The sequence below is a fragment of the Streptomyces sp. RerS4 genome, from assembly GCF_023515955.1.
GTDB lineage: Bacteria > Actinomycetota > Actinomycetes > Streptomycetales > Streptomycetaceae > Streptomyces.
Genome location: NZ_CP097322.1, coordinates 4,526,464 through 4,552,857 on the forward strand (window position 1 = coordinate 4,526,464; position 26,394 = coordinate 4,552,857).

21 protein-coding genes and 2 pseudogenes are annotated in these 26,394 nt (G+C 72.1%); 10 read left to right on the plus strand and 13 right to left on the minus strand.

The annotated features are described in order from the left end of the window. Positions 1-123 precede the first annotated feature (123 nt). From M4D82_RS21125 to M4D82_RS21140, 4 genes are all read left to right on the plus strand, one after another. Positions 124-1,404, plus strand: coding sequence for a glycosyltransferase (locus tag M4D82_RS21125; protein WP_249767524.1), 1,281 nt, complete (start codon positions 124-126; stop codon positions 1,402-1,404). A gap of 293 nt (positions 1,405-1,697) precedes the next feature. Beyond that, positions 1,698-3,218: an ArnT family glycosyltransferase gene (locus M4D82_RS21130; protein ID WP_249772015.1), complete on the plus strand. Its 1,521-nt coding sequence runs from the start codon at positions 1,698-1,700 to the stop codon at positions 3,216-3,218. Between the two features lie 6 nt (positions 3,219-3,224). Then, positions 3,225-4,475, plus strand: a complete 1,251-nt coding sequence (locus tag M4D82_RS21135) for a glycosyltransferase (RefSeq protein ID WP_249767525.1) — start codon at positions 3,225-3,227, stop codon at positions 4,473-4,475. 23 nt (positions 4,476-4,498) lie between these two features. Beyond that, positions 4,499-6,919 carry a galactose oxidase early set domain-containing protein gene (locus M4D82_RS21140; protein ID WP_249767526.1) on the plus strand — a complete coding sequence of 807 codons (2,421 nt, stop codon included), beginning with the start codon at positions 4,499-4,501 and terminating at the stop codon, positions 6,917-6,919. 71 nt (positions 6,920-6,990) lie between these two features. Here the strand turns inward: M4D82_RS21140 and trhA are convergent, their stop codons facing one another. Then, positions 6,991-7,680 (minus strand): PAQR family membrane homeostasis protein TrhA, encoded by a 690-nt coding sequence (gene trhA, locus M4D82_RS21145; RefSeq protein WP_249767527.1) that lies wholly within the window; start codon positions 7,678-7,680, stop codon positions 6,991-6,993. A gap of 220 nt (positions 7,681-7,900) precedes the next feature. Between trhA and M4D82_RS21150 the strand changes: the two genes are divergently transcribed. Next, on the plus strand, positions 7,901-9,754 hold the full coding sequence (locus tag M4D82_RS21150) for a phosphoenolpyruvate carboxykinase (GTP) (RefSeq protein ID WP_249767528.1): 1,854 nt from the start codon (positions 7,901-7,903) through the stop codon (positions 9,752-9,754). Between the two features lie 69 nt (positions 9,755-9,823). On the opposite strand, the gene M4D82_RS21155 is transcribed toward M4D82_RS21150, so the two are convergent. From M4D82_RS21155 to M4D82_RS21170, 4 genes are read right to left on the minus strand one after another with little or no spacing between them, the layout of a single operon-like run. Further along, entirely contained in the window at positions 9,824-10,471 is a 648-nt protein-coding gene (locus M4D82_RS21155) for a hypothetical protein (protein ID WP_249767529.1), read from the minus strand. Continuing rightward, positions 10,458-12,179, minus strand: a complete 1,722-nt coding sequence (locus tag M4D82_RS21160; RefSeq protein ID WP_502988973.1) for a substrate-binding and vWA domain-containing protein — start codon at positions 12,177-12,179, stop codon at positions 10,458-10,460. The genes M4D82_RS21155 and M4D82_RS21160 overlap by 14 nt, the downstream gene beginning before the upstream one ends. Next, positions 12,176-13,375 carry a toxic anion resistance protein gene (locus M4D82_RS21165; protein ID WP_249767530.1) on the minus strand — a complete coding sequence of 400 codons (1,200 nt, stop codon included), beginning with the start codon at positions 13,373-13,375 and terminating at the stop codon, positions 12,176-12,178. Before M4D82_RS21165 ends, M4D82_RS21160 begins: the two co-directional genes overlap by 4 nt. Continuing rightward, positions 13,372-14,472, minus strand: a complete 1,101-nt coding sequence (locus M4D82_RS21170; RefSeq protein WP_249767531.1) for a substrate-binding domain-containing protein — start codon at positions 14,470-14,472, stop codon at positions 13,372-13,374. The genes M4D82_RS21165 and M4D82_RS21170 overlap by 4 nt, the downstream gene beginning before the upstream one ends. 144 nt (positions 14,473-14,616) lie before the next feature. Here M4D82_RS21170 and M4D82_RS21175 point away from each other — a divergent pair, with 144 nt between their 5' ends. Beyond that, complete coding sequence (locus tag M4D82_RS21175; protein ID WP_249767532.1) at positions 14,617-15,051, plus strand: hypothetical protein; 435 nt, start codon at positions 14,617-14,619, stop codon at positions 15,049-15,051. A gap of 51 nt (positions 15,052-15,102) precedes the next feature. Here M4D82_RS21175 and M4D82_RS21180 read toward each other — a convergent pair. Together M4D82_RS21180 and M4D82_RS21185 are read right to left on the minus strand one after the other, a co-directional pair. Beyond that, a pseudogene (locus M4D82_RS21180) lies at positions 15,103-15,497 on the minus strand (SCO4983 family protein). A gap of 85 nt (positions 15,498-15,582) precedes the next feature. Beyond that, a complete protein-coding gene (locus tag M4D82_RS21185) occupies positions 15,583-16,794 on the minus strand; it encodes a pyridoxal phosphate-dependent aminotransferase (RefSeq protein WP_249767533.1) in 1,212 nt (403 codons plus the stop codon). A gap of 278 nt (positions 16,795-17,072) precedes the next feature. Here M4D82_RS21185 and M4D82_RS21190 point away from each other — a divergent pair, with 278 nt between their 5' ends. Next, positions 17,073-17,552: a macro domain-containing protein gene (locus tag M4D82_RS21190; RefSeq protein WP_249767534.1), complete on the plus strand. Its 480-nt coding sequence runs from the start codon at positions 17,073-17,075 to the stop codon at positions 17,550-17,552. On the opposite strand, the gene M4D82_RS21195 is transcribed toward M4D82_RS21190, so the two are convergent. Then, entirely contained in the window at positions 17,537-18,250 is a 714-nt protein-coding gene (locus M4D82_RS21195) for a TetR/AcrR family transcriptional regulator C-terminal domain-containing protein (RefSeq protein ID WP_249767535.1), read from the minus strand. The two genes, M4D82_RS21190 and M4D82_RS21195, sit on opposite strands and share 16 nt — an antisense overlap. A gap of 112 nt (positions 18,251-18,362) precedes the next feature. Here M4D82_RS21195 and M4D82_RS21200 point away from each other — a divergent pair, with 112 nt between their 5' ends. Next, positions 18,363-19,019 carry a DUF4386 domain-containing protein gene (locus M4D82_RS21200; protein WP_249767536.1) on the plus strand — a complete coding sequence of 219 codons (657 nt, stop codon included), beginning with the start codon at positions 18,363-18,365 and terminating at the stop codon, positions 19,017-19,019. On the opposite strand, the gene M4D82_RS21205 is transcribed toward M4D82_RS21200, so the two are convergent. Further along, a complete protein-coding gene (locus M4D82_RS21205; protein ID WP_249767537.1) occupies positions 18,979-19,458 on the minus strand; it encodes a nitroreductase/quinone reductase family protein in 480 nt (159 codons plus the stop codon). The two genes, M4D82_RS21200 and M4D82_RS21205, sit on opposite strands and share 41 nt — an antisense overlap. A 103-nt stretch (positions 19,459-19,561) precedes the next feature. Between M4D82_RS21205 and M4D82_RS21210 the strand changes: the two genes are divergently transcribed. Beyond that, positions 19,562-20,491 (plus strand): LysR family transcriptional regulator, encoded by a 930-nt coding sequence (locus M4D82_RS21210; RefSeq protein WP_249767538.1) that lies wholly within the window; start codon positions 19,562-19,564, stop codon positions 20,489-20,491. A gap of 93 nt (positions 20,492-20,584) precedes the next feature. On the opposite strand, the gene M4D82_RS21215 is transcribed toward M4D82_RS21210, so the two are convergent. Continuing rightward, positions 20,585-20,776 carry a hypothetical protein gene (locus M4D82_RS21215; protein ID WP_249767539.1) on the minus strand — a complete coding sequence of 64 codons (192 nt, stop codon included), beginning with the start codon at positions 20,774-20,776 and terminating at the stop codon, positions 20,585-20,587. 200 nt (positions 20,777-20,976) lie between these two features. Between M4D82_RS21215 and M4D82_RS21220 the strand changes: the two are divergent. Next, a pseudogene (locus M4D82_RS21220) lies at positions 20,977-22,334 on the plus strand (carbohydrate-binding protein). 77 nt (positions 22,335-22,411) lie between these two features. Here M4D82_RS21220 and M4D82_RS21225 read toward each other — a convergent pair. Genes M4D82_RS21225 through M4D82_RS21235 form a run of 3 tightly spaced genes read right to left on the minus strand, consistent with a single transcriptional unit; the run spans position 22,412 to position 26,350 of the window. Next, on the minus strand, positions 22,412-23,422 hold the full coding sequence (locus M4D82_RS21225; RefSeq protein WP_249767540.1) for a YdcF family protein: 1,011 nt from the start codon (positions 23,420-23,422) through the stop codon (positions 22,412-22,414). Positions 23,423-23,456: 34 nt separating this feature from the next. Next, complete coding sequence (locus M4D82_RS21230) at positions 23,457-25,043, minus strand: N-acyl-D-amino-acid deacylase family protein (RefSeq protein ID WP_249767541.1); 1,587 nt, start codon at positions 25,041-25,043, stop codon at positions 23,457-23,459. A gap of 17 nt (positions 25,044-25,060) precedes the next feature. After that, positions 25,061-26,350: an amino acid deaminase gene (locus tag M4D82_RS21235; protein ID WP_249767542.1), complete on the minus strand. Its 1,290-nt coding sequence runs from the start codon at positions 26,348-26,350 to the stop codon at positions 25,061-25,063. Between the last annotated feature and the right edge of the window lie 44 nt (positions 26,351-26,394).

Below are 26,394 nucleotides of genomic sequence, written 5' to 3' on the forward strand. Positions count from 1 at the left end.
CGAGACCGCGCACTGGGGGTGCGCGCGAGGGGGAAGCGGAGGCGGCGGGCCGGGGGGCCCGCTCCACCTCCGGGGGGTTTGCCGATCGCCGCCTGGCGTTGCGGCATGTCTGTGGGGGACAATTTGTTCACGTCCGTGTTCATATCTGCCATTTCGTTCGCGCTCTTCTGGATGGCCGCCTTCACCCTGTGGTGGCAGATGCACGCGTGGCGCACGCCGGAGACGCTCGCTTCGACCCGCTTCGACCGCCCCGACGGCGGCGGCCGGCTGGCGTTCTCGCTCCTGCTGCCGGCCCGCCACGAGCAGGCCGTCCTGCGCCACACCATCGACCGGCTGCTCGAATCGACGCACCGCGACTACGAGATCATCGTCATCGTCGGCCACGACGACCCCGAGACGGCGGCCGTCGCCGAGAGCGCCGCCGCCGGGGCGCCGGACCGGGTCCGGGTGGTCGTCGACCACCACGAGACCAAGAACAAGCCCAAGGCCCTCAACACCGCCCTGCCGCACTGCCGGGGCGACATCGTCGGCGTGTTCGACGCCGAGGACCAGGTCCACCCCGAGCTGCTCGCCCACGTCGACCACGCCTTCCGCGCCACCGACGCGGACGTGGTCCAGGGCGGCGTCCAGCTCATCAACTTCCACTCCAGCTGGTACAGCCTGCGCAACTGCCTGGAGTACTTCTTCTGGTTCCGCTCCCGCCTGCACCTGCACGCCGAGAAGGGGTTCATCCCGCTCGGCGGCAACACCGTCTTCGTACGCACCGAGGTGCTGCGCGAGGCCGGCGGCTGGGACCAGAACTGCCTGGCCGAGGACTGTGACCTGGGCGTACGGCTCTCCTCCGGCGGCAAGAAGGTCGTCGTCGCCTACGACTCCGACATGGTCACGCGGGAGGAGACGCCGGGCTCGCTGATGAGCCTGCTCAAACAGCGCACCCGCTGGAACCAGGGCTTCCTCCAGGTGTACCGCAAGAAGGACTGGCAGCGGCTGCCCGGACGCGGCCAGCGCTGGCTGGCCCGCTACACGCTGATGACGCCCTTCATGCAGGCCGCGTCCGGGGTGATCATTCCGATCAACTTCGGCGTCGCCCTGTTCCTCGACGTCCCCGTCGGCATCGCGATCATCACCTTCCTGCCCATGATCACGGCGCTGGTGACGTTCGTCTTCGAGATCGTGGGCCTCCACGACTTCGGCCGCCAGTACGGCCTGCGCGTGCGCTTCACGCACTACGTCAAGCTCGTCGTCGGCGGCCCGTTCTACCAGGTGATGCTGGCCGGCGCCGCGATCCGCGCGGTCTGGCGCGAGCAGCGCGGCCGCAACGAATGGGAGCTCACCAGCCACACCGGAGCCCACCTCGCAGGGGCGCCGGCCACCACCGGAATCCGAGAGGACAGCCACCAGTGACCGCAATCCTGCCCACGGCCACTGATCCCCAGCCGGGCGGCACCGCGACCGCCGCGACCGCTTCCGCCGACACCGCCCAGCTGCTGCCCGTCCGCCGGCCGCCCGGCGGCGGCACCAAGGACACCACCGGAACCACCGACACCACCGGAACCACCGACACCACCGGAACCACCGACACCACCGGCACCGCCGGCACCGCCGGCACCACCCGCCCCGACGCCCCCGGCGGGCTCGGCGTACGCCCGCCCGCGCCGGCCCGTCCGCTCGTCCGTTTCCGCTCCTCGCGCCCCGACCTGCTGCTCTGCGGGGTCCTGCTGCTGGTGATCCTCCTCGTGCAGGGCTGGAACATCACCAACTTCCCCACCCTCAGCGACGACGAGGGCACCTACCTCGCCCAGGCCTGGGCCGTCCAACAGGGCCACGGGCTCGCCCACTACACCTACTGGTACGACCATCCGCCGCTCGGCTGGATCCAGGTCGCCGCCCTCACCTACCTGCCATCGCTGTTCGTGCCCGAGGCGATGACCGTCGCGCCCATGCGGTTCTCGATGCTCGCCGTCTCCGCCGCCGGCGCCGTACTGATCTACGTCCTCGCCCGCCGGCTGTGGCTGCCGCGCTGGGCGGCCGGCCTCGCGATGGGTCTGTTCGGGCTGTCCCCGCTGTCCGTCGTCCTCCAGCGGGAGATCTTCCTCGACAACCTCGCCGTCGTGTGGATGCTGCTGGCCTTCTGCCTGGCCGCGTCCCCCAGCCGTCACCTGTGGCACCACTTCGGCTCGGGCCTGGCGGCCGCCACCGCCGTCCTGACCAAGGAGACGATGCTGGTGGTGCTGCCGGCGCTGCTGGTGACGATGTGGCGCCACAGCCACCGCGACACCCGCAAGTTCGCCGTCACCGGAGCCGTCACCGCCTGCGCCCTGATCGGCCTCTCCTACCCGCTGTTCGCCCTGCTCAACGGCGAGCTGCTGCCCGGCACCGGGCACGTCTCCCTCATCGACGGCATCACCTACCAGATGGGCCGCCCCGGCTCCGGCTTCATCCTCGACCCCGGCTCCGGCTCCCACGGGGTCTTCCGGTCCTGGCTGTACTACGACGCCGTCCTGCCGCTCGGCGGCCTCGCCGGCGCCGTCCTGCTGCTGGTCACCCACCGGTGGTCGGTCACCGCGAGAGCACTCGCCGGCCCGGCCCTGGCCGCCGTGATCCTCGCCGTCGTGGCCATGCGCCCCTCCGGCTACCTCCCCGCCATGTACGTGATCCAGGCCCTGCCCTTCCTCGCCCTGGTCCTCGCGGCGGCCGCCGCGAGCGTCACGCACGCCGTCCTGCGCCGCCGCCGTACGCCGGGGGAGCGCCGGGGGCTCGTGTACGGGCGCCGCGCGCTGGTCGGCGTACTCGCCGTCTGCGCCGCCGCCTACGTCCTGCCGCGCTGGTACGACGGCAACCGCACCGCGCTCACCGTCGACGCCAACGGCCCCTACCGGCAGGCCGCCGCGTGGCTCGGCTCGGCGGTGGACGACCCGGCGAACACCCGCGTCCTCGTCGACGACGCGCTCTGGCTCGACGCTGTTCACCGCGGCTTTGCACCCGGCACGGGGGCCATCTGGTTCTACAAGGCGGACCTCGACCCGGCCGTCACGAAGACCCTGCCGGGCGGCTGGCGGGACATCGACTACGTCGTCTCCTCGCCCACCGTGCGTCGCGATGCGTCGGACCTGCCCAACGTGAAGGCTGCACTGGAGCATTCGACGGTGGTGGCCGTCTTCGGCGCGGGTGAGGACCGCATCGAGATCCGCCGCACCGACCGCGAGAGTGGGAGCTGAACCACCATGAGCGAGGACCCGTGGCCACCACGCGCCCTGGACGACCGTGCCCTGGACGGCCGCGCCCCGCATGACCCGCATGACCCGGAGGCTCCGCAGGCCCGGAAGGTCCCGGAGCTCGACGCTCCGCCGACCTCCGCCCCCGGCGGGGTCACCCTGATCATCCCCACGTTCAACGAGGCCGACAACGTCGGCGAGTTGCTGCGCCGGCTCACCGCGAGCCTGCCCGCCGACCCGCCCTGCGAGGTGCTGTTCGTCGACGACTCCACCGACGACACGCCCACCGTGATCGAGAAGGCCGCCGCCGACTGCCCCTTTCCGGTGGCGGTCCTGCACCGCGAGCGCGCCGTCGGCGGCCTCGGCGGGGCCGTCGTCGAGGGCATCACCCGTGCCGACTCCGACTGGATCGTCGTCATGGACGCCGACCTCCAGCACCCGCCCCATCTGGTCCCCGAACTCGTCGGCGAGGGCACGCGCACCGGCGCCGACCTCGTCGTCGCCTCGCGCTACCTGCCCGGCGGCAGCCGGGCCGGCCTCGCCGGCGGCTACCGCGTCGCCGTCTCCCGCGCCGCGACCTGGCTGACCAAGGGCCTCTTCCCGCGCGCCCTGCGCGGCATCAGCGACCCCATGAGCGGCTTCTTCGCGATGCGCCGCGGCGCCGTCACCGCCGAAGCGCTCCGGCCGCTCGGCTACAAGATCCTGCTGGAGTTGGCCGTCCGCTGCCGGCCGAAGCGCATCGCCGAGGTCCCCTTCGTCTTCCAGGACCGCCACGCCGGCGCGTCCAAGTCCACGCCCCGCGAAGGGTTGCGCTTCCTCACCCACCTGGCCGCGCTGCGCACCGCGACCCCGCTCGCCCGCATGATCGGCTTCGGACTGATCGGGCTCACCGGCTTCGTCCCGAACCTGGCCGCGCTCTGGCTGCTCACCCACGCCGGCGTCCAGTACCTCGCCGCCGAGGTCCTCGCCAACCAGGCCGGGGTCCTGTGGAACTTCCTGCTCATCGAGACCCTCCTGTTCCGCGACCGGCGCCGCCACCGGCACTGGGCGGACCGCCTCGGCCGTTTCGCGCTCCTCGCCAACGCCGACCTGCTCCTGCGGATCCCGCTCATCGCGCTGTTCGTGGGCCGCCTCGGCATGGACGTCCTGCCGGCCACCGCGCTGGCGCTCGTCACCACGTTCGTCCTGCGCTTCGTCGCCACCGAAGCCCTCGTCTACCTGCCGCGCGGGCCACGTGCGGCAACCACCCCCAGGAGTTGAGCCGCACCGAAAGGACACCCCGTATGCGAAGGAAGATCCGACGGAGGGCAGGGCGCCGGGCCGCCCTGACCGCCGTCGGGGCGATGACCGCCGCCCTGCTGCTCAGCGCACCGCAGCCGGCCGTGGCCGGACCGCCCAACCTGCTGACCAACCCCGGTTTCGAGACCGCCGGCGCCCCCGGCGCGGACATGCCCGACTGCTGGTCCAAATCCGGCTGGGGGAACAACGACTTCACCTTCGCCACCGTTCCCGACGCCCACACCGGCACCAAGGCCATGCGCGTCTCCCTGACCCGCCGCGTCGACGGCGACCGCAAGGCCCTGGTCACCGAGAGCGCCACCTGTGCCCCGACCGTCATACCGGGCAAGCAGTACGACCTGTCCGCCTGGTACAAGTCGAACACCCCCGACGTGTCCGTCACCGTCTTCCGCCACGACACCACCGCCGGCTGGCAGTACTGGACCGACCTGCGCAATCCCCCGGTCAGCGCCGCGTGGGCGCGTACGGAGGTCCGTACGCCCGCCGTCCCGCCGAACACCGACAAGATCGCCTGGGGGCTGTCCGTCTACGGCGTCGGCACCGTCACCACCGACGACTACGCGCTGGAGGAGGTGGGCGCGGCCCCGCCGCAGCCCACCTGCACCGGCACGGCCGAACAGTGCGCCAAGGGCAAGTGGGACGTGATCCCCGCGCAGAACCCGGTGCGCTCGATGCACGCCGTGGTCCTCAAGAACGGCAAGGTGCTGCTGATCGCGGGATCCGGCAACGACATCGCCCAGTTCAACGCCGGCACCTTCACCTCCGCCGTCTACGACCCGGCGAACGGCACGTTCAAGTCGATCCCCACGCCCGTCGACATGTTCTGCTCCGGGCACGTGCAGTTGGCCGACGGCCGGGTGCTGGTGATGAGCGGCAACAAGGGCTACCCGTCGGCCGACGGCAAGATCGGCTACCAGGGGCTGAAGGACAGCTACGTCTTCGACCCGGCCACCGAGACGTACACGAAGACCAACGACATGAACGGCGGCCACTGGTACCCGTCCGCCACGATCCTCGGCAACGGCGACGTGATCTCCTTCGGCGGGCTGAAGGAGGACTCCACCGGCAACGTCACGGCGGAGAAGTTCTCGGCGGCGCAGAACAAGTGGCTGCCGATGAACGAGGTCAACCAGACCTGGTCCTACTGGGGCCTGTACCCGTCGATGATCCTCATGCAGGACGGCCGGCTCTTCTACTCCGGCAGCCACACCTTCGGCAACGGCACCCCCGGCTCCGGCGCCTCGGTCTACGACTACGACGCCAACACCATCACCGACGTGCCCGGACTGCGCAGGAAGGACGAGCGCGACGAGTCGGCGAGCGTGCTCCTGCCCCCGGCGCAGGACCAGCGGGTCCTGACCATCGGCGGCGGCAACAACGAGACCAACCCGGCGGCCAACCGCCTCACCGACATCATCGACCTGAAGCAGCCGAGCCCCGCCTACACCGCCGGCCCCGACCTCCCGCAGGGCCTCGTCGACACCGGAACGGGCAAGCGCCCGCAGACCGCGGCCGAGGGCAAGATGTACGTCTCCGCCGTACTGCTGCCCGACGGCAAGGTGCTGGAGACCGGCGGCGGGCTCCACGACCGGGCCGACCCGGTCTTCGAGGCCTCCTTCTTCGACCCGACGAACAACACCTACCAGCCGGGCCTCGCCACCGACCCGATCCCGCGCACCTACCACTCGGCCGCGTTCCTGCTGCCCGACGGCCGCGTCATGGCCGTCGGCGACAACCCGGGCAACGGCACGTACAACCACGCCGTGTCGATCTACACCCCGCCCTACCTGTTCAAGGGGCCGCGCCCGCAACTCACGTCGGTGATCGACACCGACTGGATCTACGGGGACACCCAACGGATCACCGTGAACCGGCCGATCGCCAAGGCCGAGCTGATCCGCCCGGCGGCCGTCACCCACTCCTCGGACCCCAACCAGCGGTTCGTGGACCTCCCGATGACGGTGGTCAACGACACCACCGTCGACCTGAACGTCACCAGCAACCCCAACCTCGCCCCGCCGGGCTGGTACATGCTCTTCGGGGTCGACGCGGCGGGCATCCCGTCCGTCGCCACCTGGGTCCACCTCGGCGGCGCCCCCGCCCTCAGGGCCGCCGGGGAACAGCATCCCTCCGCCCACGAGCACACCTTCGCGAACGACCTGGCCGCGCCCAAACCGAACCCGGCCCGCCGGGACTCGGCGCCCGTCGCGCCCACCGTCGCCGGCTGCGACCGGCACTACGGGACGGCGAGCCTGTGCGTGCCGACGAACTTCCCGGCGGAGGTGAAGAAGACCACGCGGGCCCGCTGCGACTGGCTGGCCGCGCACCAGTTCCCGAAGCGGATGAAGGTCAACGGCAGCGACCCGCTGCGCCTGGACGCCGACGGGGACGGCTACACCTGCTGATCACCGCGTGAGAGAACGACCGGCGGCCCGGGTGCGCGCTGCGCGCCCTGGGCCGCCGGCCCACGTGATCCTCAGTGCTGGTAGGCGGCCAGGGAGATGCCGACGTAGTGGGCCACGAAGGCGGCCAGCGTCAGCGAGTGGAAGACCTCGTGGAAGCCGAAGAACCGCGGCGAGGGGTTGGGGCGCTTCATGCCGTAGATGACGCCGCCGACGCTGTAGAGCAGTCCGCCGACGACCACCAGCACCAGCACGGCGATCCCGCCGGCGCGCAGGAAGTCGGGCAGGAAGAACACCGCCGCCCAGCCCATGGCTATGTAGCAAGGGGTGTAGAGCCAGCGCGGGGCGCCGACCCAGAAGACGCGGAAGGCGATGCCGGCGGCGGCCGCGAGCCACACCGCCCACAGCAGCGTCCGCCCGGTGGAGTCGGGGAGCAGCAGCACGGTCAGCGGGGTGTAGGTGCCCGCGATGATCAGGAAGATGTTCGCGTGGTCGAGGCGGCGCAGGATGGCCTCGCCGCGCGGGCCCCATGTACCGCGGTGGTAGACGGCGCTGACGCCGAAGAGCAGGCAGGCCGTGAGGACGTACACGCCACAGGCCACGCGGGCCCTCGTCGAGTCGGTGAAGGCCATCAACACCAGGCCCGCGATCACGACCGCCGGGAACATCCCGGTGTGCAACCAGCCGCGCATCAGCGGCTTGACCTCGGGTTCCGCCTGCGGAGCTGCCGGCATGGCCGCTACGGCGGCGGCGTCTGAACTCATGGCGCTCATGCTACCTACGGGCGCGTAGGTTTCGGTTAGTCCTCTTTACGGAAGATTGACGGACGTGGCGATGCTCACGTGAGAAGCCCCCTGGACATATGCGCATACGCACCGGATGATCAGATGAGTGCGGTCGGCACCGGATGAGCGGAGCGCGAAGCGTCCGGGTCGCAGCCCCCACGGGGCATACACCAAACAAACCCCTCAACAAGGAGCAATCGTGGCGCGCGACAACGCGGCTCCCACTTCCGTCCCGACGACCCACCTGGAGTTGATCTCCTGGGTGGATGAGATCGCAGCCCTGACCCAGCCGGACCGCGTCGTCTGGTGCGACGGCTCGGAGGCCGAGTACGAGCGCCTGTGCGCGGAGCTCGTCGCCAAGGGCACGTTCAAGAAGCTGGACGAGGCAAAGCGCCCGAACTCGTACTACGCCGCCTCCGACCCGTCCGACGTCGCGCGCGTCGAGGACCGGACCTTCATCTGCTCCGAGAAGGAAGAGGACGCGGGCCCGACCAACCACTGGAAGGCTCCTTCGGAAATGAAGGAGATCTTCGTCGGCAGGGACGGGCAGGAAGGCATCTTCCGCGGCTCCATGAAGGGCCGCACGATGTACGTCGTGCCCTTCTGCATGGGCCCCCTCGGCTCCGAGCTCTCCGCGATCGGCGTCGAGATCACCGACTCCGCCTACGTCGCGGTCGCCATGCGCACCATGACCCGCATGGGCAAGGCCGTCCTCGACGAGCTCGGCAGCGACGGCTTCTTCGTCAAGGCCGTCCACACCCTCGGCGCCCCGCTCGCCGAAGGCCAGGCCGACGTCCCGTGGCCCTGCAACACCACCAAGTACATCTCGCACTTCCCCGAGACCCGCGAGATCTGGTCCTACGGATCCGGCTACGGCGGCAACGCCCTGCTGGGCAAGAAGTGCTACGCCCTGCGCATCGCGTCCGTCATGGCGCGCGACGAGGGCTGGCTCGCCGAGCACATGCTGATCCTCAAGCTCACGCCGCCGCAGGGCGAGGCGAAGTACGTCGCGGCCGCGTTCCCGAGCGCCTGTGGCAAGACCAACCTGGCCATGCTGGAGCCCACGATCCCCGGCTGGACCGTCGAGACCATCGGTGACGACATCGCCTGGATGCGCTTCGGCGAGGACGGTCGCCTCTACGCGATCAACCCCGAGGCCGGCTTCTTCGGCGTCGCCCCCGGCACCGGCGAGCACACCAACGCCAACGCCATGAAGACGATGTACGCCAACACCGTCTTCACCAACGTCGCGCTCACCCCGGACGGCTCCGACGTCTGGTGGGAGGGCATGACCGAGGAGCCCCCGGCCGAGCTCATCGACTGGAAGGGCAACCGCTGGACCCCGGAGTCCGCCCAGACCGAAAATGGATACAGCCCGGCCGCCCACCCCAACGCCCGTTTCGCCGTCCCGGCCTCCCAGTGCCCGACGATCGCCCCCGAGTGGGAGGACCCCAAGGGCGTCCCGATCTCCGCGATCCTCTTCGGCGGCCGCCGCGCCTCCGCCGTCCCGCTGGTCACCGAGTCCTTCGACTGGAACCACGGCGTCTTCATCGGCTCGAACATCGCCTCCGAGAAGACCGCCGCCGCCGAGGGCAAGGTCGGCGAACTGCGCCGCGACCCCTTCGCGATGCTGCCGTTCTGCGGCTACAACATGGGCGACTACATGGCCCACTGGGTCAAGGTCGCTGCCGACAAGGACCAGACGAAGCTTCCGAAGATCTACTACGTGAACTGGTTCCGCAAGAACGACGCGGGCAAGTTCGTGTGGCCCGGCTTCGGCGAGAACAGCCGCGTCCTGAAGTGGATCGTCGGCCGCCTCGACGGCACCGCCGAAGGCGTCGAGACCCCCATCGGCGTCCTGCCGACCCGGGACTCCCTCGACCTCGACGGCCTCGACCTGCCCGCCGAGGACCTCGACTTCCTCCTCACCGTCGACAAGGAGGTCTGGCGCGAGGAGGCCGCCCTGGTCCCCGAGCACCTGAACACCTACGGCGACCACACTCCCAAGGAGCTGTGGGACCAGTACCACGCACTGGTCGAGCGTCTGGGCTAAAGCCCCGACCACCCCCAAGAACCGCGGCCGGCTGTCCCCGACCGCAGGGCTGACGCGGGAGTCCCCGACCTAGGACTCTCTGCGACCTTCCAAATAGGTCGTGTGCGTCTGCTGACGGCGGGCCTCCGTTTCACGGAGGTCCGCCGTCACGCGTTCCGCCTCCTCGGACAGCACCGACAACTGCCGCTCCAGGTGCCGTTCCGGGGACTCGCCGCCCGGGTTCAGCCGCGTCCACCAGCGGGCCCGGTTGTACGCGTCCACGCACTCCGGCACGTCCAGCCGGATCGCCCGCGACAGCGCGTGCACCGCCTCCGGATCACCGGCCAGCACCTCCGCAGGCCACCCCGGCTCCAGCAGCGCCGCGTACACGTCCAGCAGTTCGCTCAGCTTGCCCTCGGCGGCCGGCGGCAGCTCCACCTCGCCGACGTACTCCCGCAGCCGGCCCAGGTCCTCCCGTACGACGCCCAACCGCTCGGCCGGATCCGGGAAGACCGGGGTGTCGATCCGCTCCGGCGGGGCGATCAAAGCCCCCGCCCCGTACAGCCCCGCGACCACCACCGGCCAGTACGTCCCCGCCACACCGGCCAGGGTCAGGCCCAGCCCGGCGAGCCCGCACGCGCTGCCCGCCAGGTTCTTCCTCGACTCCAGGTACGCCAGTGCGCGCCCGGCCGCGGTTCTGCCGCCGGTCGTCCCACCGGTCGTCCTACTGGTAGCCACGGATCTCCTCGAAGGCCCCGTCCAGCGAGCCGTTCCCGTCGGTCGCGTCGAACAGCCGCCCGCCGGTCAGCTCCGTGATGTGCGTCAGCTCCTTGCGGTCGGAGTCCCCGAACAGGACCGCGAAGACCGGCGTGCGCCTGCGCTCCTCCGGCAGCCCCGCGTAGAAGGAGTCGAAGTCCTTCACCTTGTCCCCGCTCTGCCCGTCGGTCATCAGCACGATCGAGGTGAACGCGTCACCGTTGCCCTTCCCCAGGTGCTCGTACGCCGCCTTCAGGCTGCCGTACACGGCCGTACCGCCCTCCGGACGCAACCCCTTCACGTCCCCCCGGATCGCGTCCAGGGCCGGCCCCGGGTTGCCCGGCTCGACGACGTGCGTCAGCACCTTCTTCACCTTGTCGCCGAAGGGCAGCAACGTCACCTCCTCCCGGTCCCGGAACCGCTCGCCGGGACCCGAAGTGCCCGTCCCCGTCAGGTCGGTGAGCGCGGTGCGCAGCCGACCGATGCGGTCCTCGTCCGCCATCGAGCCCGAGGTGTCCAGGACGTACACCGTCCGCGAGGGCCGGCGCAGCTCGTTCTCGTACGAGGCCAGCAGCCCGTCCGCCACCGACCGCGAGCCCGGGAACGGCAGCTCGCGCCGCTTCTCCCCGTCCAGCCCCGCCGCCGGAGCCACCCCGGCGGCCACCGGCCGGCGCATGGTCTTCTCGGTGATCGCCTTCTGGGCGGCGTCACCCCGCAGGTAGTCCGTCAGGAGCCGGCCCGACTCGCGCGCGCCGGCCGGCGCCGACGCCAGCAGCGTCAGCGGGTAGTGCGCGGTGACCACGCCGTCCTTCGGTCGGATCACCGTCAGCGGCGCCTTCGCCCGGTCGTTCATCGACAGCAACACCGACTCGTAGTTCACGAGCGCGTCCACGTCGTTGCGCTTGGCGTACGCCGTCGCCAGCCAGCCCGAGGAACCCGACGTCAGCTTCTGCCCGTTGAAGAAGCCCTTCAGCCGGGGCCGCGCCTTCTCCACGTCCGCGTCCGTCAGGGCCGCCTGCGCTCCCGACAGGCCCGAGGCGACCGAGACCAGCGCGGAGAAACCGGAGTTGGAGCGGACCGGGTCCGTCATCCCGTACGTCAGCTTCCCGGCGGCCACGGCCTCCTCGACCGCCGACCAGGTCACCTCCTGCGGCTTCCACCCCAGCCGCGCCAGCGCCTCCGGCTTCACGCCGACCGCCACCGGCGAGGCCATCACCGGCGTCTCGGCGCCGAGCTTCGCCGCCGCCTCGGGACGCAGCCGCAGGTAGTCGTTGGAGGACAGCCAGATCGCGTCGTAGCGGCCGTCGGCCTTGCCGGAGGTCACCTGCTCCGCCGCGTCCAGCGTCCCGGACCAGGTGAAGTCGACGGAGACCCCGGTCGCCTCCTTCGCGGCCTTGAGGACGGGCTCCATGTCCGCGAGCTCGCTGGAGGCCAGCACCCGCAGCCGGCCCTCCTTGTACTCCTGCGGCTTCGACGAGCCGCCGCCCGACCCCGCCGAACCGCCCGACGAGGCGGCCGGATCCTGCGAGGTGCAGGCCGCCGCCCCCATCAGGGTCGCCGCCAGCGCCACCACCGTCGCCAGCGGTCCGCGCACCCGCGCGGTACGCGCGGTGCGTCTCGTGCCCGGCGTGCGGGTCGTGCCCGCCGTGACCGCCATGCCCGCCGTACGTGCCGTCGTCAGCCCGTTCATCGTTCCCCGCCTTCCAGCGCACCCGGGGTCCGCGTCCGCGTCCGCGCCAGGTGGGCGGAGGCGGCCCGGAGCTCACCCGTCAGGGACTCCACCGTCGCCGCCATGTTCTCCGTGGCCTGCACCTTGAACGTGTCGATCGCGTCCAGGGTCGTGTAGATCCGGGCGAACGCCGTCCGCAGCGTCTCCGCCCCCACCGCCGGGTCCGCGGCGATCCGCTGGATCTCCCCGCTCTGCGAGGACAGCATCTCCGCGTTGCCCCGGATCAGCTCCTCCGTCGTCCCCTTCAACGCGTTCACCTGCTCGACCACCTTGCGCTGGTTGTCCAGGGCGGACGCCAGCATCACCGCGATCCGCAGCGCCGACACCGTCGTCGTCGCCGCCCGGTCGACACCCTTGATCAGCTCGTCGTTGTTGCGTCGCACCACGTCCATCGCCAGGTAGCCCTGCGCGCACACCGCCAGCTGCGTCAGCAGGTCCTGGTGCTTCTGCCGCACCGGGAACAACACGTCGGCGCGCAGCGCGTCCGCCTGCCCCGGATCGGTCCGCCCGGCCTCGGCGATCCGCGCCTCGACGGCCGCGTCCAGGGCCTCGGTGAGCACCGCGAACTCCTGGAGCCGGCCCATCGTCTCCCACAGCGCCGCCCGCTCCGTGTGCAGCGCCGCGTTGTCGCGGCGCAGCTCGTCCTGGCCGCCGCGCAGGGCGCCCACGATCCGGTTCAGCGTCGTCTGCGAGGAGGCGTACTTCGCCACGTGGTCCCGGAACCGGTTGCCGCCCGGCAGCTTCGCCAGCAGCCTGCGCGCCCCCTTCGCGGGCGCGTCCCGCGGGTCCAGGTCCTCGACGGTACGCCGCAGCTCGACCAGCGAACCGGCCACCCGGGTCTGCGCGTCCGCGCCCCCACCCCCGTCCGAGCCGAGGGAGCGTACGGCCCGCTCCAGCATCCGGTTCGACTGCCGGTCGGCGCTGCGCATCTCGGCGGCGCCGAGGGCCGTTATCTCCCCGATCCGGGTGGCGAACTCGGGCGAGCGGGCGTCGATTCCGGCGAGTCCGCTCACGTACTCCCCGGCCCGGCGGGCCATCTCGTCGTGCACCCCGTCCCGGAGCGGGACCAGACCGGAGGCCTGCTCCCGCCGGACGGGAGCCACGGGCTCGGGCGCGGTGAGGACGAGCGGGCTCTCCTCGGGAGGTGTCGGTGTCATGGTGTGTCCCCCTGCCCCTTGGCGCGGGCCGCCAGCGCCGACAGGACCTTGACGGTCGGTGCGCCCACCTGCCGGATCCCGGTCAGCCCCGGGTTGAGGTAGCCGGCGAACGGGGCGGTGGCGGCGGTGAACTCGGCGACCCCCTCCTGCGGGCGGAACCCGTACCGCAGCGCCAACTCGCGCAGCTTCGGGTCCTCGGCGAGCAGGGTGCCCAGCTCCCGCGCGTTCTCGGTGATCGGCACGAAGGTGTGCGGGGAGTTGACCGTGGTGTCCGGGTAGAGCACCACCATGTCCCCGAGCTGCGCGGGCGTCTGCTTCTTCAGCAGGAGCGAGGCCACCTGGGACTCGTAGGCCAGGATCAGCGGCTCGCCGCTGCCGCTGATGAACGCACGGAACGGATCGTCCGTGCTCTGTGCCAGGGCCCCCTGGACGGAGATCAGCTTGCGCAGCAGGGGCGCCGTGCGGGCGATCCCGGCGTCGTCGGAGACGACGGTGTTGTTGTTGGCGACGTTCGAGGTCGTGGCGACGAACAGCGCGCCCGAGTTGGACGTCGCCGGGTCGGTGGTCTTCACGAACACCGTCCCGGTCAACTCGCCGTAGGGCGCGGAGCCCGGCAGTTGCTGCCAGGTCCGGTCCTCGCCGGCCGCCTTCAGATAGGGGCCCATCAGGAGCGTGCCGGAGTTCGTGCCGGTCATCTTGACCAGCCCGTTGTCGGCGAGCACCTTGGCCGCGTTGGCGCGGGCGATCACCACGAGCGGGGAGAAGAAGGGCTTGGTGGTCTGCGCGCCCTTCACCCCGGCCGCGGCCTCGATCTCCTGCGCGGGCTCGCTGCTGCTCGGGAAGGCGAAGTCGTACTCCTTCAGGGGGAGTTGGTCCATCGCCCAGGAGCCGGAACTCTCCGGCTTCACGGTGTAGCCCTTGTCCTTCAGGGCCTTGACGACATCGGGGTCGCGGAAGAAGTCCGCCTTCTCCGAACCGATGACGCCGCGCACGGTCTTCGTTGCCGTGCCCTCCGACGTGTCGCCCCCCAGGACGATGGCGCCGATCACGCCGCCGATGAGGAGGACCGCCAGAGCGATTCCAAGGATGCGTCTCACAGGGTGCAGCGTGCTCGCGGAAACCCACATTCCGCGCGGGGTTGAATGAACACGAAGTGTCCAGGCGGTCCCACTTCGAAATGCTGTATGAACCCGCGGGTGCTGGTGGGCGGGGCGGGGTGCCGGGAGGATCGGCACATGGGCGTGAGCGCGCGGAAGTGGCAGGGCTGGCTGGTCGGCCTGATGGTGCTGGCCGGACTCATGGTGTTCGCCCCGCTGGGACTCTACGTATGGGCCGGCGGCGGTGGCGAGGCGGCGGCCCCGCAGCCACCCCCGCCCGAGGTGCGGGTCACGGCGTGCCGGATCGACCCGGTCAGCCGGCGGGTCCTGGCGACGGTCGAGGCGCGCGGGCAGGGGTCCTACGTGGTCACCGTGGAGTTCCGCGACGAGGAACGCCCCGGCCCGGGAGCCCGCGCCGCCCAGGCCCTGGTCCGCGTCCCCGGCCTCACGCCGGGCATCGCGGAGCGTGCCGAGGCCGTCGGCCCGGTCTGGCCGCCGAACACGACGCCGTGGTGCGGGGTCGCGGACGTCGGCGCTCAGGCGACGCCGAGCCCCACGGGGCCGTCGTCGTCGGGCTGAACGGGGATATGGCACCCGGTCCGGAGCCTCCGCGGCCCCGGACCGGGGCCGTCAGAGGGCGCCGGCCAGGTCGACGGAGTCGAGGGCGGCGGCGTGGGCGTCCATCCGCTCGGCGGCGAGGATCGCCGCGGCGGTGTCGGCGCGGGACGCGGCGACGAGCAGCGCGCGGGCGGCGAGGTCGTGGGCGCGCCGGTGCAGCGCGGGCCCGTCACCCCCGCCGGCCGGGGCTGCGCGACCCGGGCGGGCCGGGCGCCGCGCAGCCGCTCGACCTGGCCGGCGATGCGCGCGGCGTCCTCGGCGAGCCCGAGCTCGTCGGTGACGGCGAGGAGCGCCGCGAGGTGCCCGGCGAGCTGGATGTCGAGGGCTTCGGTGCGGCTGCGGTGCGGGTAGTCGGCCTTGCCGTCCACGCCGTGGACGACCGACTTGGAGCGGATCGGCTCGTACATGAGGAGGCCTCCTGCGTGGTCAGGAGACCATCCTACATTGGATCGGTTCTAAAGTTGAGCTGAATCCGGAGGTCGCTCTTCTGTTCTACGGCTGCCCGTAGCCGTCGAGGAAGGTGCCGATCCGGGTGACCGCGTCCGCGAGGTCCTTCGTGTTCGGGAGCGTCACGATCCGGAAGTGGTCCGGCTCGGGCCAGTTGAAGCCCGTCCCGTGGACCACCATGATCTTTTCGGCCCGCAGCAGGTCGAGCACCATCTGTCGGTCGTCCTTGATCTTGTAGACGGCCGGATCCAGGCGCGGGAAGAGGTACAGCGCGCCCTTCGGCTTCACGCAGCTGATGCCCGGGATCTGCGTCAGCAGGTCGTAGGCGGTGTCGCGCTGCTCCAGCAGTCGCCCGCCGGGCAGGACCAGGTCGTTGATCGACTGCCGGCCGCCGAGGGCGGTGGCGACGGCGTGCTGCGAGGGCATGTTCGCGCACAGACGCATGTTCGCGAGGATGGTGAGGCCCTCGATGTACGAGGAGGCGTGCTTCTTGGGGCCGCAGACCGCCATCCAGCCGGCCCGGTAGCCGGCGACGCGGTAGTTCTTGGACAGCCCGTTGAAGGTGAGCGTCAGCAGGTCCGGCGCGATGGCGGCCGTGTTGGTGTGCGTGGCGCCGTCGAAGAGGATCCGGTCGTAGATCTCGTCCGAGCAGACCACCAGGTTGTGACGGCGCGCGATGTCCGTGAGGCCGCGCAGCATCTCGTCGTCGTAGACGGCGCCGGTCGGGTTGTTCGGGTTGATGATCACGATCGCGCGGGTGCGGTCGGTGATCTTGCGCTCGACGTCGGCGAGGTCCGGCATCCAGTCGGACTGCTCGTCGCAGCGGTAGTGCACGGCCGTGCCGCCGGCGAGCGAGACGGAGGCGGTCCACAGCGGGTAGTCCGGGGCGGGGACGAGGACCTCGTCGCCGTCGTCGAGCAGCGCCTGCATCGACATCTGGATCAGCTCGGAGACGCCGTTGCCGAGGTAGATGTCCTCGACGTCCAGGTCGATGCCCTTGGTCTGGTAGTGCTGCATGACCGCGCGGCGCGCGGAGAGCAGCCCCTTCGCGTCCCCGTAGCCGTGGGCGGTGCCCAGGTTGCGGAGCATGTCCTCAAGGATCTCCGGCGGGCACTCGAAGCCGAAGGCCGCGGGGTTGCCGGTGTTGAGCTTGAGGATGCGATGACCTGCCGCTTCGAGCCGCATCGCCTCTTCGAGGACGGGTCCGCGGATCTCGTAGCAGACATTGGCGAGTTTCGTTGACTGGATCACCTGCATGACGGGAGCTTACGGGCACCCGCCCGCCGCGCGCTCCGCCTTTCCGACGGGAGTCGAGGGTGCGAAATGTCCTGTTTCGGGGGATGGGAGGGTGCGGCTTTTGTTTCCCCTTGGAAACGGAGCCGAGGCCTCGGTCCCGACCTGCGGATCGGGTGGGGGCGGGGGCGGGGCGGGGGTGGGGGTGTTGTGCTTGTCACGGTGGGGGGTGGGGGGCGGTACCGCCGTGGTGCCGGTCAACACCCCCGCCCCCTGTCACCCCCCCCGCGTACCCTCCCCCCATGACGACGCCGCTCAAGATCATCGCCGGGGATGCCACCAGCCCACAGGCCAAGGGGCCGAAGGTCGTCGCGCACGTGTGCAACGACCTCGGGGGGTGGGGCAAGGGCTTCGTGCTCGCCCTTTCGCGGCGGTGGCCCGAGCCCGAGGCGGCGTACCGGGCCTGGCACCGGGGGCGCAGCGGTAACGACTTCGGGCTCGGCGCCGTGCAAGTGGTGCGGGTGAAGCCCGACGTGTGGGTGGCCAACATGGTCGGCCAGCGCGGCATGCGCACCGGCAGTGGCGGCCCGCCCATCCGCTACGAGGCCGTCGAGCGGTGTCTGAACCTCCTGGCCGACCACGCGCTTCGGCTGGACGCGAGCGTGCACATGCCCCGCATCGGATGCGGCCTCGCCGGCGGTACGTGGACCCGGATCGAGCCCCTGATCACCACCGCCCTCTGCGCGCGGGACATCGACGTCACGGTCTACGACCGCTCCTGACGCGCGGCCGACGACCACCCCCGACACCTCAGTCGTTCGAAGCCCTCCAACAGCAGGTCCAGGGCGAATTCGAACTCGAACTGGTCGTCACAGCCGCCGCCCACCACCGATGCGACGTCGTGGGCCGCGCCCGCCATTTCCGCCAGGTGCGGGTAGCGGGCGGCGAGTCGGGGGTCCGGTGGGGCGGTGTCCGAGCCGGAGGTGTCGAAGAGTTCCTGGCTGTAGCCGAGCAGGCGGCTGCCCAGCGCGTGCATCGCGTGATGGGTCAGGTCGGCGGAGAAGCCGCCGGCCCGGAACGTGGCGATCGTCGCGTCCAGGTATTCCAGCAGGGCCGGGGTCGGACCGGTGCGTGATTCGATCACCCGGGCCGCCCAGCGGTGGCGCAGGAGCGCCCGGCGGGCCGAGAGGATCCGGTGGCGTACGGCCGCCTGCCAGTCGCCCCCGTCGCCGCCCTCGCCGTCCTGCCCGCCCACCGGCAGGTCGATCCCGCCGACGACCACGTCGACCATGCCGTCGAGCAGTTGCTCCTTGTTCGCGACGTGCTTGTAGAGCGCCATCGGGACCACGCCCAGCTCCTGGGCGAGCCTGCGCATGCTGAGCGACTCGATGCCCTCCGCGTCGGCGAGCACCACGGCCGCCCGCAGCACCCTGTCCCGGTTCAGGGGGGCCCGGCGCGCCGTTTCTTCCGTCCCGGTCATCCACACTCCTCGACTCGTCGGTTGACGAGTGTACGCCGTACACCTAGATTGCGTGCCAGGTGTACGGCGTACACCCGCTCCCCGCCAAACTGTCGAGAGGACCGACGACGACATGACCCCAGACCGAAGGACCGCGCTGGTCGCGGGCGTGCTGTTCCTGCTGACCGAGGTCGCCGCCATCGCGGGGCTCGCCCTCTACCGCCCGCTCCTCGACGGCGCCCCCGGCGCCGGTACCCGGGCGCTGGTCGGGGTGGTGTGCGAGCTGGTGCTCGTCTGCGCCGTCGTCGGCACCGGGGCGGCGCTGTTCCCCGTCGTCAGGCGGTGGGGCGAGGGCCCGGCCATCGGCTACCTCTGCGCCCGCGCCCTGGAGGCGGCCGTCATCCTCGTCGGCGTCATAGCCGTGCTGTCCCTGGTGACGGTCCGGCGGGACGCTCCCGCCGCCGGAGGCGAAGCGGTCGACGTCGCCCTGGTCGCGGTGCACGACTGGACCTTCCTGCTCGGCCCCAACGTCGCCCTCGGCCTGAACACGGCCCTGCTGGCCTACCTGATGTACCGCTCGCGCCTCGTGCCCCGCGTCATCGCCGTGCTCGGGCTGGTCGGGGGGCCGCTGATCTGCGCCTCGGCGGTCGCCGTGATGTTCGGCCTCTACGATCAGCTCTCCCCGGCGGGCACGCTCGCCGCCCTCCCGGTGTTCGCCTGGGAGCTGGCGTTGGCGATCCGGCTCCTCGTCAAAGGGTGGGATGCACCGGGGCACCCTCAGGGTCGATGATCACCAGCGGGAGTTCCCGGGGCCACGCCAGGTCCTGGTAGTCCTCGTACAGCGGCCACAGTGCGGTCATCGCCTCCCAGTACGTCTCCCGCTCCGCCCGGTCCGCCGTGCGCGCCCGGCCTCGCAGGACGCTCGACCCCACCTGGAGCCGCACCTCCGGGTGGGCGGTGAGGTTGCGGTACCAGGCGGGCGGGCGGGGGCCGCCCGAGCCGGCCGCGACGACCAGGTGGCGGCCCGCGTCCCGCGCGTAGATCAGCGGCGTGCGGACGGTGCGGCCGGTGGCGCGGTCTACGGTGGTCAACAGCAGCGTCGGAACGCCGTGCCACAGGTGGCCGTCGGCGCCGCCGCTGGCGACGTACGTGCGCACGTGGTCGAGCCGGGGGCCGGGGTGCGGGTCGGTGGGGTGCTCCCAGTCGACGGTGACGGCGACGCTGTTCATGTGACCTCCGTTGCGCGGCCCCCTTCCGGCTAACGAGCCTTCATCGATTCTGGATGCGCCCGACCCGTAGCGCACCCCCACAGGTCTGGACCAAGCTCGGAGCATGGATCTGGAGTTGAGGCACCTCAGGATCGTCAGGGCCGTCGCCGACGCCGGCAGCCTGACCCGCGCCGCCACCGCGCTCGGGCTCGCGCAGCCCGCGCTGAGCACGCAGCTCAAACGCATCGAGCGGGCCCTGGGCGGCACCCTCTTCGAGCGCGGCCGGGACGGCGTACGGGCCACCGCGCTCGGGGAACTCGTTTTGGAGCGGGCCCGCGTGGTGCTGCCGGCGCTCTGCGAGCTCCAGGACGAGGCCCTGCGCTTCGCCCGTCAGGGCGCCGACGCCTACCGGCTCGGTGCCACGCACGGCCCGCTGCTCGGCGGGCTCGTGGACCGGCTCGCCCGGCAGGAGCCCGGGGTGCCGGTGACGACGTACACCTCCTGGTCGGAGCGCGAGATCGCGGGCGGGGTGGCCGCCGGTCGGCTGGACTTCGCGCTGGTCGGGGTGTGCGGGGAGAGCGCCCCGCCGGAGCCGGGACGGCTGGCCTGGATGGAGGTGGCCCGGGACCCGGTGCACGTGATGCTGGCCGAGGACCACCCCTTGGCCCCCCGCGCCCGGATCGAGCTGGCGGAGCTGGCCGCCGAGGCCTGGACCGACGTACCGGGCGACGGGTGCTTCGGCGACTGCTTCGCCGCCGCGTGCGTGCGCTCCGGCTTCACCCCGGCCTGCGTGTACGAGACCGACACCGCCTCCTGCGTCCACCTCGTCCAGGTGGGCCGGGCCGTCGGACTGTGCCGCGCCACCTTCCCCGTCACCCCCGGGCTCGTGACCCGGCCGCTCGTCGGGAGCCCGCTCGTGTGGCGGCACCTGCTGGGCTGGCACCCGGCCGCGCGCGCGGCGGGGCGGGCGGCCGGGGTCCTGGAACACGCCCGGTCCGCGCACGCGCAGGCGCTGGCCGGATCGGCCGCCGCGATGGCGCCCGCCCCGTACTGACCGTACTGACCGGCCTGACCGTCCTGACCGGCAGGCCACGGCCCGGGGTGCGACCCCGGGCCGTGGAACCTCAGCAGCGTCATCGGTCGACCGCTACGGCAGGAAGCGCTCGATGACCTGCGGACCCTCCTTCTCGATCAGCCGGCGTGCCTTCTCGACCCGCTCCGGAGTCGGGTCGTGCCCGGTCGCCATCACCAGGTCCTCGGGGTCGTACAGTCGCTCCGGCTCCCCGCCCGTGAAGAGCCGGTCCGACCGGGTGGGCTGCTGGTCCGATTCACTGTCCATCGCGTACCTCCTCCGGTGCCCCCCAGGCCCCCATCCTGCGACTCCGTCCCCAAGAACGCACGTCGGGGACGGGCCCCCTCCCCGGGCGAGCCGGCCATAACACCGGGGGAGGGGTCAACCGGCAGCTCCCGCACGGGTGTTCGCGTTCCTACGGTTCCGGTATCCCCACGCACCACCGAAGAACCGAAAAGGAGCCCCCCATGCTCAAGCGACACGCCCGCGGGGCGTGTACCGCCCTGGCCGCCGCCGGACTGCTGCTGGCCGCCGCCGGCGCCCACGCCGCGACCGCCGACCCGAGCGGCCCGACCGGCCCGCGAAAGTCGGCCGCCGCCACCCTGCGCACCACCGACGCCCCGCCCGAGCTGCTCGCGGCGATGGGCCGCGACCTCGGCCTGACCCCGCCCAGGCCGAGACCCGCCTCGCCCACGAGGCCGAGGCCGGGGCCACCGCCGCCCGCCTGCGGCTGCGGCTCGGCGCCGCCTTCGCCGGGGCCTGGGTCGACGGGGCCGACGCGGGCACCCTCACCGTCGCCACCACCAGCCCCTCCGACACCGCCGCGATACGCGCCGCCGGCGCCCGGCCGAAGCTCGTCGCCCGTTCCCTGGCCGACCTCGACACCGCCAAGGCCGCCCTGGACCGGGCCGCCTCCACCGAGACGCCGGTGCGCTACGTCGACCCGCGCACCAACACCCTCGTCGTCGAGGAGACCCGCCCCGGCGCCGCCGCGGCCCTGCTCGCCGCCACCGGTACCGACGCGGCCGTGGCCACGGTGGTCCGTACGGCCGAGGCCCCGCGCCCGCTGTACGACCTGCGCGGCGGCGACGCGTACTACATGAACGGCAGCGGCCGCTGCTCCGTCGGCTTCCCCGTCACCAAGGGCACCACCCAGGGCTTCGCCACCGCCGGCCACTGCGGCCGCGCCGGGACCACCACCACCGGCTTTAACCAGGTCGCCCAGGGCTCCTTCCAGGCGTCGGTCTTCCCCGGCAACGACATGGCCTGGGTCGCCGCCAACAGCAGCTGGACCTCCACCCCCTACGTCAAGGGCAGCGGCGGGGCGAACGTCCAGGTCACCGGGTCGGTACTGCAGCCCGTCGGCTCGTCCGTCTGCCGCTCCGGCTCGACCACCGGATGGCACTGCGGCACCGTTCAGCAGCACAACACCAGCGTCACCTACCCCGAGGGCACCATCTCGGGCGTGACCCGTACGACGGTGTGCGCCGAGCCCGGCGACTCCGGCGGCTCGTACATCTCCGGCAGCCAGGCCCAGGGCGTGACCTCGGGCGGCTCCGGGAACTGCGCCGGCGGCGGCACGACCTTCTTCCAGCCGCTGAACCCGATCCTGTCCGCCTACGGGCTGACCCTCAAGGTCACCGGCTCCGACCCCGGCCCCGGCCCCGAGGACCCGCAGCCCGGCGGCACCTGGAAGGCCGGCGCCGTCTACGCGGCCGGCGCCACCGTCACCCACGGCGGCGCGACCTACCGCTGCCTCCAGGGCCACCAGGCGCAGACCGGCTGGGAGCCGCCCGTGGTCCCGGCCCTGTGGCAGAAGGTCTGACCGGGCCCGCCGACAGGCGAGACGAAGGTGCCGTGACTGCCAAGGGGGGAGTCACGGCACCTTCACCTTCACACGCGTCAAAGCCCGGCGAGCGTGCCCGCCGTGCCGAGGACGACCAGGGCGCCGCAGATGCCCAGGTTCACCGCACGGTGCTCCCAGAACACCGCGACGAACTCGCGCAGGAAGGCGCTCGGCAGGAAGTACCGCGCGGTGGGCGAGCCCACGACCTGGCCGTTGACTCCGGTCTTGCGGGCCATCATCGCGGCGCGGAACGCGTGGAAGTTGTTCGTGACGATCACGCACCGGTAGTCGGGCCGGGCCGCCGTCATGATCTCCTTCGAGAAGAGCATGTTCTCCTCGGTGGTGCGGGAGCGGTCCTCCAGGGTGATGTGCTCCGCCGGCACGCCCTGTTCGATCAGCCAGTCCGCCATCGCCCGCGCCTCGGACACCCGCTCGTCCGACCCCTTGCCGCCCGAGGTCAGCAGCACCGGCGGCCGGGAGCCGCGGGCCAGCTGGGCGACGTAGATCGCCTGGCCCTTGCGCAGGCGCGAGGCCAGCAGCGGCGGTACGCGGTCCCCGCCGATCAGGCCGGAGCCCAGCATGACGACGTGGTCGACGTCGCCGCGCACCTTGATGCGGCCGTAGAGCCAGGCGTAGCCGAGGAAGCAGACGAAGAGGAAGGAGACGTAGGCGACGACGGCGGTGAGGGTGGCGACCAGGCCGCCCAGCAGGGTCGAGTCGAACCAGGGGACGACGATCAGCAGGGCCGTCATCGCGAAGATGCCGAGGCCCGCGAGCATCGACAGCAGGTTGGCCGGGCGCCGGCCCTCCTTGCGGATCATGGTGAGGCCGTTGGAGACCAGGAATCCGCCGACCACGAGCACGCCGAGCGTCGGCAGGGTGAAGACGAGGACGAGGACGGCGACCGCCGCCCAGTGCGGCAGGGCCGTCAGTTGGAAGAGGAGCGCGCACGACAGCGCGAGGAAGGTCAGGCCGAGCAGCACCGCGTTGCGGAACCGGCGGCGGTCCTTGTAGGCGCTGATGCAGAAGACCACGAACAGCACGGCGGCGGGGGCGAAGGCGACCATACGGTCATCGTATGGGTCGGCTCCGACGTGCGGGTCACGCCCCAACGGGCGTGCGTCGTACGGTCCGACCGGCCAGGACCTGCGTCCGGTGCCCGTCGCGGACGACGAAGCGGCCGTCGACGATGACGTGCGGGATGCCGGTCGGCAGGGTGCGCGGAGCGGCGTACGTGGACCCGGCCGCGACCGTGCGCGGATCGAAGAGGACGAGGTCGGCGCGGTAGCCGACGCGCACCAGCCCCCGGTCGGGCAGCCGCAGGCGGGCGGCGGGGCGGCCCGAGAGGTGGGCCACGCACTCCTCCAGGGTGAGCACGCCCAGTTCGCGGACGTAGTGGCCGAGGTAGTGCGGGAACGTGCCGTAGGCGCGGGGGTGCGGTTTGGCGCCGTGCAGGATGCCGTCCGAGCCGCCGGTGTGGACGCGGTGGCGCATGATCGCCCGGACGTTCTCCTCGTGGCCCACGTGCTGGAGGATCGTCGGCCCCAACCGGTCCGCGATCAGCAGGCGCCGGGCGCTCTCCCAGCCGTCGAGGCGGGCGCCGACGTGGTGGGCGTGGGCGGGGTCGGCGGTGCCGGAGATCTCGACGGTCGACCAGTCCACGGGGACGCCGTGGCAGCCGTCGGAGCCCTCCACCTCCAGGGCGTGGCGGATCCGCTCGGCGGTGGCGTCGTCGCGCAGCCGGGCGAGGACCGCGTCCGGGCCGCCCGCGCCGGCCCAGCCGGGCAGCAGCGCGGCCAGGGTGGTGCAGCCCGCGGTGTACGGGTAGCTGTCGAGGGTGAGGTCGGCGCCGCCGGCGAGGGCGCGGTCGAGGAGGGCGAGCAGTTCGGGGGCGCGGCCGCGGTTCTCGCCGAAGTTCATGGTGGCGTGCGCGAGGTGCAGGGCGCAGCCGGCCTCGCGGGTCAGGGCGATCATCTCGGCGTAGGCGTCGAGGGCGCGGTGGCCGTAGCTGCGGTGGTGGGGGCAGTAGTAGCCGCCGTAACGGGCCACGATGGCGCACAGTTCGGCGAGTTCGGCGCCGGAGGCGTACATGCCGGGGGTGTAGGTGAGGCCGGAGGACATGCCGACGGCGCCCTGTTCCAGGCCTTCGGCGACGAGCCGGCGCATCCGGTCGAGTTCGGCGGGCGTGGCGGGCCGGTCGTCCCAGCCGAGGGCGTACGCGCGGACCGTGCCCTGGGGGACGAGGTAGGCGGCGTTGACCGCGATGCCCTGCCCGCCGTGGGCGCGGTCGAGGCGGTCGAGGTATCCGCCGACGGTGCGCCAGTCGAAGTCGACGTCGTCACCGGGGCCGTTCCAGCCGGCGATGGCCGCGCGGACGCCGGTGAGGGTGGCCTCGTCGGCCGGGGCGTAGGACAGGCCGTCCTGGCCGAGGACTTCGAGGGTGACGCCCTGGGCGGCCTTCGCGCTGTGGTCGGGGTCCCGGAGCAGGGCGAGGTCGCTGTGGGCGTGCATGTCGACGAAGCCGGGGGCCAGGACCAGGCCGTCGGCGTCGAGGGTGGTGCGGCCCCCGGGCAGCCCGCCGGCCGGGGAGATCTCGACGATCCGGCCCTCGTGCACGGCGACGTCGGCGCTGTACGAGGGCCCGCCCGCGCCGTCGGCGACGCGGGCGCCCCGGATGACCAGGTCCACGGGGGTCCTCCCGGCGTTTAGAAGAACGTGCGGACGTAGTCGGTGACGGTGCCGTCGGCGGCCACGACCGGGATCAGCTGCCACTTCTCGAAGATGGTGCAGGGGTGCGACATGCCGAGCGCCACCCAGTCGCCGACGCGTACGTCGTCCTCCGCCTCGGTCTCCAGCCAGGCGTGCTGGTCGGAGAGCTTGACGACGCGGACGCCGGCGGCCGGGCGCTCCTCGCCGGTCAGGGGGTCGCGGACCAGCTCGGCCTCGGGGAGGCCGAGGTCGTAGGCGATGTCGCGCTTGCCCGCGTTGACGAAGGCCTGGGTGGGGGAGGGGCGGGAGACGACCTGCGTCCACAGCCGGAAGGCGGGGCGCAGGCCGCCCTCGGCGGGGATCCGGTTGAAGGGGGTCAGGCGGGTGTACCAGCCGTGGTCGTGGGAGACGTACGCGCCCGAGCGCAGGAGCCGCAGGACCGGACGGGAGAGTTCCGGGATCTCGGCGAAGACGTCGGCGACCGCGTCGAACCATTCGGAGCCGCCGGCGCTGACGACGATCTCGGCGAGGTCGGGGGCGAAGCGTCCGGCCTTGTCGAACTCGACGGCCAGGGCGGTCATCCGGCGCAGGTACGCGTGGACGTTGGCCGGGTCGGCGTCCGGGACCTGGGCCTCGTAGCCGGCGATGCCGACGAGGCGCAGGGTGTCGGTCTCGGCGACGGCGTCGGCGACGGCGCGGCAGTCGTCGTCGCTCCGGGCGCCCGTACGGGTCTCCTCGCCGGCGGCGAGTTCGACCACCACGTCCACGACGGCGCCCCGCCCGGCCAGAGCGGCGTCCATGAGCCGGACCCCGCGCACGGAGTCGACGTAGCAGACGAACCGGAAGGCGGGGTCGGCGACGAGTTCGGCGGCGATCCAGCGCAGGGCGACGGGGTCCACGACCTCGTTGGCGAGGAAGATCCGCTCGATCCCGAAGGCGCGGTAGACGCGGGCCTGGTGGGGGACGGCGGCGGTGATGCCCCAGGCGCCGTGCTCCAGCTGACGGTGGAAGAGCTGCGGGGCCATGCTCGTCTTGCCGTGCGGGGCGAAGGCGAGGGAGTGGCGGCTCGCGTAGGTGCCGAGGACGGTGAGGTTGTGCTCCAGCGCGTCCGCGTCGAGCGTCAGGACCGGGGTCGTGAACCCGCCGGTGTACAGGTCACGGGCCTGGGAGGCGAGTTCGCCGACGGTGAGGCCGGCGGCTTCGGCGTCCGGGGGCAGCCCCTTGAACCGGTGGTCGACCGGCTCGTCGGCGAGGGCCGCGAGGGCCTGGACGGAGTCGCTGGGCATGGACGTGCCTCCCGGGTCGAGGGCGTTGCGTGCACTGCAACGGT

Coding starts and splice junctions, on each gene's coding strand:
- M4D82_RS21140 (WP_249767526.1), top strand. CDS start 4,499: ATGCGAAGGAAGATCCGACGGAGGGCAGGGCGCCGGGCCGCCCTGACC.
- M4D82_RS21210 (WP_249767538.1), top strand. CDS start 19,562: ATGGATCTGGAGTTGAGGCACCTCAGGATCGTCAGGGCCGTCGCCGAC.
- M4D82_RS21135 (WP_249767525.1), top strand. CDS start 3,225: ATGAGCGAGGACCCGTGGCCACCACGCGCCCTGGACGACCGTGCCCTG.
- M4D82_RS21205 (WP_249767537.1), bottom strand. CDS start 19,458: ATGAACAGCGTCGCCGTCACCGTCGACTGGGAGCACCCCACCGACCCG.
- M4D82_RS21215 (WP_249767539.1), bottom strand. CDS start 20,776: ATGGACAGTGAATCGGACCAGCAGCCCACCCGGTCGGACCGGCTCTTC.
- trhA (WP_249767527.1), bottom strand. CDS start 7,680: ATGAGTTCAGACGCCGCCGCCGTAGCGGCCATGCCGGCAGCTCCGCAG.
- M4D82_RS21160 (WP_502988973.1), bottom strand. CDS start 12,179: ATGAACGGGCTGACGACGGCACGTACGGCGGGCATGGCGGTCACGGCG.
- M4D82_RS21190 (WP_249767534.1), top strand. CDS start 17,073: ATGACGACGCCGCTCAAGATCATCGCCGGGGATGCCACCAGCCCACAG.
- M4D82_RS21165 (WP_249767530.1), bottom strand. CDS start 13,375: ATGACACCGACACCTCCCGAGGAGAGCCCGCTCGTCCTCACCGCGCCC.
- M4D82_RS21200 (WP_249767536.1), top strand. CDS start 18,363: ATGACCCCAGACCGAAGGACCGCGCTGGTCGCGGGCGTGCTGTTCCTG.
- M4D82_RS21195 (WP_249767535.1), bottom strand. CDS start 18,250: ATGACCGGGACGGAAGAAACGGCGCGCCGGGCCCCCCTGAACCGGGAC.
- M4D82_RS21185 (WP_249767533.1), bottom strand. CDS start 16,794: ATGCAGGTGATCCAGTCAACGAAACTCGCCAATGTCTGCTACGAGATC.
- M4D82_RS21225 (WP_249767540.1), bottom strand. CDS start 23,422: ATGGTCGCCTTCGCCCCCGCCGCCGTGCTGTTCGTGGTCTTCTGCATC.
- M4D82_RS21235 (WP_249767542.1), bottom strand. CDS start 26,350: ATGCCCAGCGACTCCGTCCAGGCCCTCGCGGCCCTCGCCGACGAGCCG.